Source organism: Megasphaera sp. NM10 (genome assembly GCF_000417505.1).
Classification (GTDB): Bacteria; Bacillota; Negativicutes; order Veillonellales; family Megasphaeraceae; genus Megasphaera; species Megasphaera intestinihominis.
In genome coordinates this window covers 37800-50361 of the sequence record NZ_APHY01000043.1, presented here as the reverse complement: position 1 = coordinate 50361, position 12562 = coordinate 37800, and the positions used below count along the sequence as shown (strand labels likewise).

10 protein-coding genes and 2 pseudogenes are annotated in these 12562 nt (G+C 57.3%); 4 read left to right on the top strand and 8 right to left on the bottom strand.

Annotated features, from left to right (window positions below; genetic code table 11):
- Positions 1-792 (bottom strand): RNA-guided endonuclease InsQ/TnpB family protein (locus NM10_RS08165; protein ID WP_020311106.1); only part of this gene is annotated, 792 nt, incomplete at its 3' end.
- Between the two features lie 338 nt (positions 793-1130).
- On the opposite strand from NM10_RS08165, the gene NM10_RS08160 reads away from it, so the two are divergent.
- The 4 genes and pseudogenes from NM10_RS08160 to NM10_RS08140 all read left to right on the top strand — a co-directional run bounded on the left by NM10_RS08160 (position 1131) and on the right by NM10_RS08140 (position 4355).
- Positions 1131-1691, top strand: coding sequence for a shikimate kinase (locus NM10_RS08160; protein ID WP_020311105.1), 561 nt, complete (start codon positions 1131-1133; stop codon positions 1689-1691).
- A 44-nt stretch (positions 1692-1735) separates the two neighbouring features.
- A pseudogene (locus NM10_RS08150) lies at positions 1736-2651 on the top strand (ATP-dependent 6-phosphofructokinase).
- Between the two features lie 332 nt (positions 2652-2983).
- Positions 2984-3649, top strand: a complete 666-nt coding sequence (locus NM10_RS08145) for an amino acid ABC transporter permease (RefSeq protein WP_020311102.1) — start codon at positions 2984-2986, stop codon at positions 3647-3649.
- Complete coding sequence (locus NM10_RS08140) at positions 3636-4355, top strand: amino acid ABC transporter ATP-binding protein (protein ID WP_020311101.1); 720 nt, start codon at positions 3636-3638, stop codon at positions 4353-4355. The genes NM10_RS08145 and NM10_RS08140 overlap by 14 nt, the downstream gene beginning before the upstream one ends.
- Positions 4356-4853: 498 nt before the next feature.
- Here NM10_RS08140 and hemL read toward each other — a convergent pair.
- The 7 genes and pseudogenes from hemL to NM10_RS08105 form a co-directional block, all read right to left on the bottom strand.
- A pseudogene (gene hemL / locus NM10_RS08135) lies at positions 4854-6154 on the bottom strand (glutamate-1-semialdehyde 2,1-aminomutase).
- Positions 6155-6166: 12 nt separating this feature from the next.
- Positions 6167-7435 carry a glutamyl-tRNA reductase gene (hemA, locus tag NM10_RS08130; RefSeq protein WP_020311100.1) on the bottom strand — a complete coding sequence of 423 codons (1269 nt, stop codon included), beginning with the start codon at positions 7433-7435 and terminating at the stop codon, positions 6167-6169.
- 1 nt (position 7436) lies between these two features.
- The gene (gene hemB, locus NM10_RS08125) at positions 7437-8426 is read right to left on the bottom strand and encodes a porphobilinogen synthase (RefSeq protein WP_020311099.1); all 990 of its coding nucleotides are present in this window, start codon (positions 8424-8426) and stop codon (positions 7437-7439) included.
- Complete coding sequence (gene cobA, locus NM10_RS08120; RefSeq protein ID WP_020311098.1) at positions 8423-9943, bottom strand: uroporphyrinogen-III C-methyltransferase; 1521 nt, start codon at positions 9941-9943, stop codon at positions 8423-8425. Before cobA ends, hemB begins: the two co-directional genes overlap by 4 nt.
- An 11-nt stretch (positions 9944-9954) precedes the next feature.
- On the bottom strand, positions 9955-10890 hold the full coding sequence (gene hemC / locus NM10_RS08115) for a hydroxymethylbilane synthase (RefSeq protein WP_020311097.1): 936 nt from the start codon (positions 10888-10890) through the stop codon (positions 9955-9957).
- Positions 10880-11527 carry a precorrin-2 dehydrogenase/sirohydrochlorin ferrochelatase family protein gene (locus tag NM10_RS08110; protein WP_020311096.1) on the bottom strand — a complete coding sequence of 216 codons (648 nt, stop codon included), beginning with the start codon at positions 11525-11527 and terminating at the stop codon, positions 10880-10882. The genes hemC and NM10_RS08110 overlap by 11 nt, the downstream gene beginning before the upstream one ends.
- 363 nt (positions 11528-11890) lie before the next feature.
- Positions 11891-12454: a flavodoxin family protein gene (locus NM10_RS08105; protein WP_020311095.1), complete on the bottom strand. Its 564-nt coding sequence runs from the start codon at positions 12452-12454 to the stop codon at positions 11891-11893.
- Between the last annotated feature and the right edge of the window lie 108 nt (positions 12455-12562).

The following is a 12562-nucleotide window of genomic DNA, read 5'->3' as shown; positions in this document are numbered from 1 at the left end:
CTGCATCCGGAAATTGCGTTTCTTCGCTAACTGACAGAGCTGGTTCGTCGTCTTCTGGCCCTGCTTGGCGGCAATGCTTTGGAGTCTGGTTTTGCGTTTGTTCCAATACTGGTTGATAGATTTAAGTTTACGACCGTCCATGAGGAACGACGTCCCTGTATTGGTAACGCAGGCGGCCAGATTGTCCAGGCCCAAGTCGATAGCCAGGACACGGTCTGACGAGGTTTTCACCGGTTCTGAGTCCTGTAAGTAGCAATACTGAATCTTGAAATACCGTCCGCCATACATAGGACAGATGCGGACTTCCTTGATTTTCTTATCCTTCAGCCTGTCAGGAACAGGAATCCGAATCCGATGACCATTATGGCGTTTCATATATTCACGGCTCATCGGCACGGTTAAGAAGCCATTCTTAATGGTAATAGCGTTCGTCGACAAGATAAGATTGAAGAGACCGCCTTTTTCACGATAGTGTGGCAGGCAGACAGCCTTTGAACCATAGTCACCTGACTTGACTTTCTGCAAAAGCCCGAAAAAAGAACGAAAACTACGGTCGGCTACTTTCAATATCTGTTGAGAAACACCAGCCTGCAATAAGCTGTAATTTTCATTTTTCTTGCAGACATGGCAATTTTTTTCATACCGCAAGAATTGCTGGGTATCGAAATAATGCTGCCGAATCGTATAGACCGCTACATTGTACAGATTATTACTGTATTGGCACATTTCCCGGAGCATCGTATAGTCTTGTTTCGCCAAGCCGCGGATGACATTCGATTGCGTCAAGTACATCTAGGATTCACCTCCTCTGTTATCTACCATTATACTGTAGACGAAGTGAAAAGGCTAAGATGGAAAAGACATAGGGTGGATTTCTCAGGCATCGAACCTGCGAAATCCATCGCCATTGATGCCCCTACCTAAGAGGAAGGAGTCTTCTGGCGAAACTATGATAAAGCAGGCCGTCCGCCTTGGATAGGGACGGAAACATCTTGTTATGAGGAAAAATTCGCTCCATTTATAGATATATGAAGAAAAAGTACAGAGTTTTTTGTGTCAAGGAGAAAAAATTATGATAGAATAAGGGGGTACATATACAGAGTATACTAATTTGAGGAGGTGCGCCGATAATGATGAAGCGGAATATCGTTCTCGTCGGCATGATGGGGAGCGGCAAGAGTCATATTGGCCGCAAGCTGGCTCAGCGCCTCGGCTGGCAATTTGTCGATACGGACCGGCGTATTGAACGGGCTGTGGGCATGACCATTGCCGAGTTCTTTGCGAGCTCCGGGGAAAAAGTGTTTCGCGAACGAGAAATCAATGTCCTGCAGCAAGTCAGCCGCTATCATGAAGCTGTCATTTCCTTTGGCGGCAATTTTCCTATGAATGTCGGTACTTATCGAATCCTGCATCGCCATGGGTTTATCGTCGCCTTATTGTCTGAACCGTTCCGCGTGGAAGAACGGGTCAGCCGCCATATAGGCAAGCGGCCGACTGTCGACTATGAAAATCTTCATGATTTCGTCCACACGATGATGAAACAGTGGGAAGAGGTCTATCCGTACTGCGACTGCGTCATTGATACGACGCGCGGGGGAGCATCACAGATCGTCGAATCTATTGTCCATAAAATCAACGAAAGGCATGTGCAATTCATTGCCAGGGAAAAAAAGGAGATTGATGAAAAATGATCAACAAAATCGGAGTATTGACCAGCGGCGGGGATGCCCCCGGTATGAATGCGGCTATCCGCGGCGTCACGCGGTATGCCATTCAGAAAGGCCTCACGGTGGAAGGCATCATTCGCGGTTATGAAGGGCTGCTGAGTCATGAAACGCGTCCCTTGGGCCGTCGTGATGTCGGCGCTATCATCCATCGCGGTGGTACCATGCTTCGGACAGCCCGCTGCCTGGAATTCAAAAAAAAAAGAAACGCAGAAAAAAGCCGTTGCTTATTTGCGTGAACTGGAAATAGATGCTCTCGTCGTCATTGGTGGCGACGGTTCCATGCGTGGTGCCCAGGCACTGAGCCGGTTGGGATTCCCGACGATTACGATTCCGGGCACCATTGATAACGACATGATGGGGACGCAGTATACCCTGGGCTTCGACACGACGGTCAACACCGTCCTGGAATCGGTCAATAAAATCCGCGATACGGCCTTCTCCCACGACCGCGTCGCCGTCATCGAAGTCATGGGCCGTGAAGCCGGTTTCATCGCCCTCAACGCCGGCATGGCTTCCGGCGCCGAAGCGGTCCTGGTCCCGGAACATCCCGTCGATCTGGCTGCCCTCTGCCGTCACCTGGAAGAATCGCACCGCATGAAGAAACTGAGCAGCATCGTCATCGTCGCAGAAGGCGCTGCCAAAGGGGCGGACGTCGTCGATTATATCAAGGAACATACGTATTTGTCGCCGAATCTGACCGTCCTCGGCTACGTTCAGCGCGGCGGGGCCCCGTCGGCTTACGATGCCATCATGGCCGGCCGTTTCGCTCAGAAAGCCGTCGACAGCCTGCTGGCTGGCACGTATAACTGCGTCGTCGGCCTCATCGACAACCGCGTCGTAGCGACACCGTATTCGGAAGCCGAAGCCCTGCGCTATCCCATCGACGAAAACCTGTTCCACCTCGTCCATCTCCTGGGGAGATAGGCGTTCGTGGCTCGTAGTTTGTGGCTCCCTTGATAGGGGAGCTGTCAGCATAGCTGACTGAGAGGTTTGGAAAGAGGTTGTCGCATGAAGGTTCTCGCCGTCATGCGACAACTTTTTTTAGTGCAACGTCTCCGGCCCTTAAGGCCACCTCCAGCTCGGCGCTCCCTTTTGGCAACTGGCCTGCTCTTTCCTGCGGTCAGCACCTGACAGGTCCCAAAGGGCCTATGAAGGGAGACAGGGAAAATGCGTTGACATCTTATAAATATGCACGTATAATAGAGTAGCGTATATATTATCATATGTTATAGAGTGTCATTTAGAGGAGTGTTATCATGTCGTTTGATTTTAGTCTGATTTGGAACTCATTGCCCCTGTTGTTGGCAGGTGCCGGTGTCACTATTGAAATCACGGCAATCGCTGTCGGCCTGGGTTTCATTTTCGGCCTGATTACCAGTGTGTGCCGCTTGTCGGGCGTCAAGACTTTACAGGTCATTGCCGTCTGCTACGTCAATATTATCCGTGGTACGCCTATGCTGGTCCAGATTTTCCTGATTTATTTTGCCCTGCCGATGGTCATTGGCGAACGCATCAACCCCTTCGTCGCTGCCGTCGCTGCCTGCTCGATCAACAGTGGTGCTTACGTTTCGGAAATCTTCCGCGCCGGGATCCAGTCCGTTGATAAAGGCCAGATGGAAGCCGGCCGTTCCCTGGGCTTGTCGTGGATGCAGACCATGCGCTATGTCATCATGCCCCAGGCTTTTAAACACGTCATCCCGCCGCTGGGCAACGAATTTATTTCCATGACCAAGGAAACGTCCCTGGTTTCGGTCATCGGCTTTGAAGAATTGACCCGCCGCGGCCAGCTCATCATAGCCAAGACCTATGGTTCTTTTGAAATCTGGCTGACTGTCGCTGCTATTTACCTGGTCATGACTTTGACCATTGCCCGTCTCGTAAGCTATTTGGAACGGAGGTTCGCAACGGATGATAGAAATTAAAGGTTTGAAAAAAAGTTTTGGCAAGCACGAAGTCCTGAAGGGCATCGACTTGACCATTCAAGATAAAGAAGTCGTCGTCATCATCGGCCCGTCCGGTTCCGGCAAGAGTACGATCCTGCGCTGCATCAACTATCTGGAACAGCCGACGGCTGGGGAAATCATCGTCGACGGCATCAGCATGAGCGATGCCAAGAGCATCAACAATATCCGCAAGGAAGTCGGCATGGTTTTCCAGCGCTTCAATCTCTTCCCGCACATGACGGTCTTGCAGAACATCATCTTGTCGCCCATGAAGACCCGCGGTGAAAGCAAGGATGAAGCGACGAAGACGGCTATCCAGCTCTTGGAAAAAGTCGGCCTGGCCGATAAGAAAGACGCCTATCCCGAAACTTTGTCCGGCGGTCAGCAGCAGCGTGTGGCCATTGCCCGCGCCCTGGCCATGAAACCGAAGTTCATGCTCTTCGATGAACCGACATCGGCATTGGACCCGGAAATGGTCCGCGAAGTATTGGACGTCATCAAGAATTTGGCCAAAGACGGCATGTCCATGGCCATCGTCACCCACGAAATGGGCTTTGCCCGGGAAGTCGCCGATCGCGTCCTGTTCATCGACGAAGGGAAAATCCTGGAACAAGGGAAGCCGGATGACATCTTCTTCCATCCGAAAGAAGAACGGACGAAACTGTTCTTGTCGAAGATATTGTAGGAGAAGTGCGCCCTAGGGGGCGCACGCGGTTCGCAGGTCGCAGGTCGCAAGCTGCAGTAGGGGCTCGCACGTGGCGAGCCCGCTTCCGCATATGCACGATTTTCCTAACCAGTTTACTAGGAGAATCATCCAAATTCCAAACGGACCGCCCACGTGGCGACCCACATCAGACATCAAACTTTCAACTTAAAACTCAAAAAAAGGGCTGTCGCATTAAGCAATTTTTGCTTCGTGCGACAGCCCTTTTTGCCGTAGGGGTCGTCCCCAAGCTTTTTCAGCCCGTCGGGTGCCGACCCATGGAAGGCACCCGACGGTTGCTGAAACGGACAGCTGAGGATGGATGGCCCGCTTGTGGGAATTCCGCAACCTGATACCGCAGGCCGCCGATAAACCTCTCAGTCAGCTGCGCTGACAGCTCTCCTAGCAGGAGAGCCGGGCCGCCCTTTGGGACGGCCCCTACGATGCAGCCATCAGGCTGCGAGACCTAACCACTAGCCACTAGCCACGAACCACTGCTTTTTCAAAGGCTGTGCGGGCGGCGGTTATGGTTTTTTCGATGTCTTCGTCGCTGTGGACGCCGGAGACGAAGTTCGTTTCAAACTGGGACGGTGCCAGGTAGATGCCTTGTTCCAGCATGGACAGGAAGTAGCGCCGGAAGGCTTCCTGGTCACTGGCTTCGGATGTGGCATAGTTGGTGACCGGGACGGCGCTGAAGAAGACGCTGAACATGGTGCCGGCCCGATGGACCTGGACGGCGGCGCCGGCTTCGTCAGCAGCGGCTTTGAGGCCGTCTGTCAGGATTTTCGTTTTGGCGCAGGCTTTTTCGACGTAATCCGGGTCTTCCGTGATGATGCGCAGTGTTTCCAATCCGGCTGCCATGGCCAGGGGATTGCCGCTGAGGGTACCGGCCTGATAGACCGGGCCGGCCGGCGAGACGCAGTCCATGATGTCCTTGCGGCCGCCGTAGGCAGCGACGGGCAGGCCGCCGCCGATGATCTTGCCCAAGGTCGTCATGTCCGGGACGATGTCATAGATGCTCTGGGCGCCGTGCAGGGCCGTGCGGAAGCCGCACATGACTTCGTCGAAGATGAGGACTGTGCCGTGTTTCTTCGTTTCATCGCGCAGGAGCTGCAAGTAGCCGTCTTCCGGCAGGACCAGGCCCATGTTGCCGGCAATGGGTTCGACGATGACGGCGGCAATGTCGTCGCCGCAGCGGTCCATGAGTTCCCGGAAGGCGTCGGCATCGTTATAGGCGACGGTCAGCGTGTCTTTGGCCGTGCCGGCTGTGACGCCCGGGCTGTCAGGCTGACCGAAGGTAGCGGCGCCGGAACCGGCCTTGACCAGCAGGCTGTCGCCGTGGCCGTGATAGCAGCCGATGAATTTCACGATTTTATCGCGGCCCGTGTAGCCCCGGGCGACGCGGATGGCGCTCATCGTCGCTTCCGTACCGGAGTTGACCATGCGCAGTTTTTCGATGGACGGATAGATTTCTTTGACCAACTGGGCCAGCTGCGATTCAATCAGCGTCGGCGCACCATAGCTCGTGCCGCGGGTGGCCGCTTCCTGCAGGGCCTTGACGACGCGGGGATGGGCGTGGCCGACGATCATGGGGCCCAGGAACCGACGTAGTCGATATACTGGTTGCCGTCGATGTCGCAGATGGTACTGCCTTTGGTCCAGGCAATGAACGGCGGCGGGCAGCCGATGCGGTTATACGAGCGGACCGGGCTGTTGACGCCGCCCGGCATGAGGGTCTGCGCTTCTTCAAAAGCGGCAGCTGATTTTTCTAAGTGAAGCATGGAAAGGCCTCCTTATTCTTTGATGTCTAAATTGAAGATGTTCCGCAGTTCGCGGACGACCCGGTCTTCGTCAGGCGTGTTGGCTGCTTCGACCGTGCGGCGCAGGGGAGCACGCAGGATTTTGCGGACCAGGATATGGGATAAGTTCTCGACGACGCGGAACTGGTCATCGGTCAGTTCGGGCAGTTTGTTGCGGGCTCGTTTGACGAAATGGCGCCGTGTCCGTTCAGCCTGCTGGGACAGGCTGAGGACGACGGGACGGACCGACAGGTATTGATAGCGTTCAATCATGGTGTTCACGGCTTCGTCGACGATATAGCTGGCGGCTACGGCTTCGCGCTGGCGCGTAGCTTCGTTGTCGTGGACGACTTCCTGAAGGTCGTCGATGTTGTATAAGGTGACGCCGGGCAGACGGGTCACGGCCGGGTCGACGTCGCGCGGTACGGCGATGTCGATGAGCAGCAGGGGCCGGCCCTGGCGTAGTTCCTGGAAGCGCTGCAGCCGGGGGACGGTGATGACGTAGTGCGGTGCCCCCGTCGAGGCGATGATGATGTCGACGTCGGAGACGACGGACTGGACTTCTTTATAGTGGACGGCCTGGCCGCCGACGTCAGCGGCCAGTTCCTGGGCCCGTTCCAGATGGCGGTTGACGATGTACAGTTTCCCGGCGCCTTTGCCTAAGAAATTCTGCGCCGTCAGGCGGGCCATCTGGCCGGCGCCGTAGAGCAGGAGATTCCGGCCAGACAGGGAGCCGAGCTGTTTTTCGGCCATCTGGACGGCTGTATAGCTGACGGATACGGCGTTGTAGGCAATGTGCGTTTCCGTCCGGACCCGCTTGCCCGTGGCGATGGCCTGCTGGAAGAGCATGTTCAGGATGGCACTGGTCGCGCCGTTTTCGTGGGCCATGACGTAGGCCTGTTTGACCTGGCTGAGGATCTGACCTTCGCCGAGGACCAGCGAGTCCAGGCTGGCAGCGACGTTGAACAAGTGGTGGATGCAGGCTTTTCCCGTATAGATGTAGAAATAGGACGGTTCATAAGCCGGACGGCCGGCTGCGTCGAGGAAGAAGTCGCGCAGGGCCTGTTCATTATCGCGCACGTCGTCGACGACGGCATAGACTTCGGCGCGGTTGCACGTCGACAGGATGACGGCTTCGCGCAGGCCGCCGTAATCGTCGAGATGCTGCAGGGCGTCGTGGATGGCGTCGGGTGTCATAGTGAAGTGTTCCCGGATGGCGACGGGGACGGTCTTATGATTGAGGCCGAGGATGACGAGGTCCATTTTATGCCTCGACTTCGCCGTTTTTCAGCCACTTGGCAACGTCGACGGCGTGGTAGGTGATGATGATATCGGCGCCGGCGCGTTTCATGCTGGTCAGTTCTTCCATGACGATGCGTTTTTCGTCGATCCAGCCGTTGCGGGCTGCGGCTTTGACCATGGCGTATTCGCCGCTGACGTTATAGGTCGCAATGGGGCGCTGGCAGCGCTGGCGGGCCTGATAGACGATATCCAGGTAGGAAAGGGCCGGTTTGACCATGATGATGTCGGCGCCTTCTTCCAGGTCGAGGTCGATTTCCTTCATGGCTTCGCGGCCATTGGCCGGGTCCATCTGGTACTGGCGGCGGTCGCCGAAGTGCGGTGCCGAATCGGCGGCGTCGCGGAAGGGGCCGTAGAAGCCGGATGCGTATTTGGCGGCATAGGACATAATAATCGTATTGATGAAGCCTTCTTCGTCCAGGGCCTGACGAATGGATGCGATGCGGCCGTCCATCATATCCGACGGGGCGACGATATCGGCACCGGCTTCGGCCTGGCTGACGGCGACTTTGTTGAGCAGCTTCAGCGTCGCGTCGTTATCGACGTAGTGGTCTTTGACCTGACCGCAGTGGCCGTGGTCCGTGTACTGGCAGAGGCAGACGTCGCCGACGATGACCATGTCCGGCAGGGCTTTCTTGATGGCGCGGATGGCACATTGGACCGGGCTCTGCGGGTCCCAGGCGCTGGAGCCGATTTCGTCTTTATAAGCCGGCAGGCCAAAGACTTCGATAGCCCGCAATCCCAAGGCATAGATGTCTTCGGCCAGGCGTACGGCGTTGTCTACGGACAGGTGATAACAGCCGGGCATGCTGGGGATTTCTTCTTTGACATTCGTGCCGGGGACGACGAAGATAGGATAAATCAAATCGTTGAGACATACATGGTTTTCCCGGACCATAACGCGCAGGGGAGCAGAAAGGCGCAGGCGGCGGGGGCGTAAGGTATTCAATTTCATGACTTTTGGATTCTCCAATCTGTAATACATTCAGCCAGACCGGCTGTGGTGTAGGTCTGGGCTGTGATTATTTTTTTCAGGCCTGCTTCCTGGCAGGTGCGGGCCGTGATGGGACCGATGCAGGCAATGGTGATGTCGTCGAGGACGTCGGTCGGGGCCTGGTTCAGGGCCAGGAAGTTCTGGACGGCCGACGAACTGGTGAAGGTCACAACGTCGACGGCCCGGCGCGTCAAGAGATCCGTCAGGGTCTCGCTGTTTTCGCTGGCTGCGACGGTACAGTAGGCCTGGCAGATGTCGACGACGGCACCCCAGCGGCGCAGGGTGTCAGGCAGGACAGACCGGGCTTCTTTGGCCCGCGGGATGAGGATGCGTTCTTTTCCCGACAAATGAGCCTCCAGAGCGGCGGCCAGGTCTTCGGCACAGTAGGCGTCGGGGACGACGTCGGCGCGAAGGCCGTACCGGTTCAGGGCCTCGGCCGTAGCGCTGCCGATGGCGGCCAGTTTGGCCCGGCCCAGGGCCCGGCTGTCGCGGCCGTGGTGCTGGAGGCGGTGGAAAAAGGCATCGACGCCGTTGGTGCTGGTGAAGATGACCCAGTCATAGCTGGCTAATCGGCCGATGGCTTCGTCCAGGGCCTGATAATCGTCAGTCGGCGGCGTGATGCGGATGGTCGGGACTTCCAGGCAGCGGGCGCCCAGTTCTTCCAGGCGGTGTGTCAAGGCCGGTGCCTGGGCATGGGTCCGGGTGACGGCGATGGTCAGGCCGAAGAGGGGCTTGGTATCGAACCATTGCATGGACGGACGCAGGGCGACGACGTCGCCGACGATGAAGACAGCTGGTGCCTGGAAGTGGCAGGCTGCCGCTTTTTCAGCGATGTCGCCAACCGTGGCTACCAGCGTTTCCTGGTCGGCCTTGGTGCCCCAGCGGACTAGGGCGGCCGGCGTGGAAGCCGGGCGGCCGTAGGTGATGAGCTGTTTGGTAATGGATGGCAGGTTGTGGACGCCCATGAGGAAAATCAGGGTATCTACGGCCGTCGCCAGTTTGTCCCAGTGAATCGATGAATGGCCCTTGGTCGGGTCTTCGTGGCCTGTGACGACGGCAAAGGAAGAGGCCGCCGTCCTATCGGTCACGGGGATGCCGGCATAAGCCGGTGCGCCGATGGCCGATGTGACGCCTGGGATGATTTCAAAGGGCAGGCCGGCGTCGTGAAGGGCCCGGCTTTCTTCACCGCCGCGGCCGAAGACGAAGGGGTCGCCGCCTTTGAGGCGGACGACGGTCTTGCCTTCTTTGGCTTTGGCAATGAGCAGGTCGATGATTTTGTCCTGCGATAACGTATGGTCAGCGGCTTTTTTGCCGACGTAGATTTTTTCAGCACCTGGCGGGGCGAATTCTAAAAGGCGCGGATCGGCCAAGTAGTCGTAGATGACGACGTCGGCCCGGCCCAGGACTTCCTGGCCCCGCAGGGTGAGCAGGCGGTAGTCGCCGGGACCGGCGCCGGTGAGATAAACGATACCGTTCATGGAAAACCTCCTTAGTAAGTCGGCGTAATGCCTAAATCGGTGAGGATGCGGCGGCCGCCGTCATCGAGGAGCGTACAGGCCGCTTCTTTGCCGATGGCAGCGCTGTCGGCGACGGGACCTTGCGTCGTCGTGCGGCAGACCTGGCTGCCGTCTGGGGCGGCGATGATGCTCTGTAAGGTCAGCGTCCCGTTCCGGACCGTGCCGTAGACGCCGACCGGAACCTGGCAGCTGCCGTTGATGGCGGCCAGGAAGGCCCGTTCTGCTGTCGCAGCGGCGGCCGTGTCCTGGTCGTTGAGGAAAGCCAGTGCCTGCCTCAGTGACATATCGTCGGCGCGGGTTTCGATGGCCAGGGCTCCCTGGCCGACGGCAGGAATCATGGTCGTGACCGGCAGGAGCTGGCAGATGCGGTCGGCCCGGCCCAGGCGCTGCAGGCCGGCTTCGGCCAGGATGATGGCGTCGTATTGACCGTCATCGAGCTTTTTCAGGCGCGTATCGACGTTGCCCCGAAGGTCGCTGACGACCAGGTCCGGCCGGGTGTGGAGCAGCTGGGCTCTGCGGCGCAGGCTCGATGTGCCGATGCAGGCGCCGGCCGGCAGGGATTCCAGGGTGGCATACGTATTGGAAACGAAGGCGTCGTGGACGTGGTGGCGGGCCGTGATGGCTGCCAGGCAGAGGCCGTCCGGGACGTCGGCTGGCAGGTCTTTCAGGCTGTGGACGGCCAGGTCGATGGTGCCGTCCAGGAGGCGCCGTTCCAATTCCGTCGTAAACAGCCCCTTGCCGCCGATGCGGGCTAAGGGGACGTCTAGGATTTTATCGCCTTGCGTGACGATATGCTGGAGCTGGACGGACAGCTCCGGGTCGTGGCGGCGCAGGGCGTCGGCGACGTAGTTGGCCTGCCACAGGGCCAGCTGGCTGCGCCGCGTACCGATGGTCAGATTACGTTTCATGGTTTTTCCTTTCCCAGGCGGCCAGCCGATCCCGGAGCAGGGCGCTGGCTGCGTCGATTTCGTTATTGTCTACCAGGGCCATGACGTCGTCCGTCAGGGCCTGGCGCCAGAAGGCCTGGCGGTCCCGGCTGGTCGGAAGGACGGACTGCCCTTGGCGGCGGATAGCTGCTAATTCAGCGAGCCAGCGGCCATAGCGTTCGTCGAAGTGCTGTTCCAGTTGCTTCCGGAGCCAGCGCGACAGCGCCGGTGCCTTGCCGTTGGTGGAAATGGTGAGCTGCAGGTCGCCCTGGCGGACGATGGACGGCAGGGTGAAGTTGCACAAATCCGGGACGTCACAGACGTTGAGCAGTTTCCCCTGGGCTTTGGCAGCAGCTGCGACGGCGTGGCTGACGGCTTCGTTGTCAGTGGCACAGATGATGAGGAAGAAGGTTGACTCATCACCGGCCTGGTATGTCCGCGGCTGCCAGGTCAGGTGGTGGCTTTCGGCCAGTTCCTGCAGCGGCCGGGTCAGGGACGGGGCAATGACCGTCACGGCAGCCCCTTCGGCCAGCAGGCGGCAGACCTTGCGTTCGGCGACGGCGCCGCCGCCGAGGACCAGACAGGACTGGCCGTTGAGATCGAGGTTGATTGGATACATAAGAGGAACTCCCTTTCAAAGTTGTACGCTTCTTATTATACCATTATAACTATAACGGAAAAAAGCTGTAGTAAATACAATATTTTATGAATGAAAAAGGAGCTGTCGCATCGCGACAGCTCCTTTTTAGAAGTCAGCGGCTAGCTGTTAGCCGTTAGCAGATGGCTTTAAATTTAAAGCCGTTGTCTATAAACTGCAAATTCCAAATGGTGACCCCTACACTCAAAAACTGCTTTGCGTGCAATAAAAAGAGCAACCTCTCAGTCAGCTTCGCTGACAGCTCTCCTATGAAGAGAGCCAGTGGGGCACGAGAGCGGGCCGCCCTTTGGGACGGCCCCTACGATTTCTTATCCCTACGAGCCCTTAGCGGATGAAGTTGGTCATGATTTTGGCTTCTGTTGCCGGGGCTTCGATGCCTGCTTTTTTGCCGGCTTCGATGCATTTCAGGATCCAAGCCATGTTGCGGCCGAGGGTACGCATGATCTGCAAGCCTTCTTCGTCTTTCTTGACTTCTTCCGGTGTGTTGCCGTGGACCATGGGCCAGTAGTTGGATGCGACGCTGACCATCTGGTGATAAGCCAGGTATTTATTGAGGACGTCCAGCGTTGCCGTCGTGCCGGCACGGCGGGCCGAAGCGACGGTGGCGCCGACTTTATGGGTCAGGGCAGCGCCGGCTTTGCCAGCCAGTTTATCCATGAAGGAGATGATTTCACCAGACGGCGAAGCCCAGTAGACCGGCGAGCCGATGACCAGGCCGTCAGCAGCCTTCATTTTTTCAGCGACAGCGTCGACGGTAGCATCGTCGGGAACGGCGTGGACGATTTCAGCATCGATACCGTTTTCTTTGAGCGTGTCGGCGACGACGGATAAAGCCGTATACGTGCAGCCCTTTTCACGGCGGCTGCCATTTAACAAGATAACTTTCATGGGAATCCCTCCTGTAAATATCATGATTACATATAGAGATGATAGAAAACTACCATTCTTGCAAAGATACTATAGCACAGAAAGGGCAAAAAAGCAAATATGCAGGCC

What these genes read in the sequence shown, in the direction of transcription:
- NM10_RS08160 (WP_020311105.1), top strand. Translation starts at nt 1,131, where the DNA reads ATGATGAAGCGGAATATCGTTCTCGTCGGCATGATGGGGAGCGGCAAG.
- NM10_RS08145 (WP_020311102.1), top strand. Translation starts at nt 2,984, where the DNA reads ATGTCGTTTGATTTTAGTCTGATTTGGAACTCATTGCCCCTGTTGTTG.
- NM10_RS08140 (WP_020311101.1), top strand. Translation starts at nt 3,636, where the DNA reads ATGATAGAAATTAAAGGTTTGAAAAAAAGTTTTGGCAAGCACGAAGTC.
- hemA (WP_020311100.1), bottom strand. Translation starts at nt 7,435, where the DNA reads ATGGACCTCGTCATCCTCGGCCTCAATCATAAGACCGTCCCCGTCGCC.
- hemB (WP_020311099.1), bottom strand. Translation starts at nt 8,426, where the DNA reads ATGAAATTGAATACCTTACGCCCCCGCCGCCTGCGCCTTTCTGCTCCC.
- cobA (WP_020311098.1), bottom strand. Translation starts at nt 9,943, where the DNA reads ATGAACGGTATCGTTTATCTCACCGGCGCCGGTCCCGGCGACTACCGC.
- hemC (WP_020311097.1), bottom strand. Translation starts at nt 10,890, where the DNA reads ATGAAACGTAATCTGACCATCGGTACGCGGCGCAGCCAGCTGGCCCTG.
- NM10_RS08110 (WP_020311096.1), bottom strand. Translation starts at nt 11,527, where the DNA reads ATGTATCCAATCAACCTCGATCTCAACGGCCAGTCCTGTCTGGTCCTC.
- NM10_RS08105 (WP_020311095.1), bottom strand. Translation starts at nt 12,454, where the DNA reads ATGAAAGTTATCTTGTTAAATGGCAGCCGCCGTGAAAAGGGCTGCACG.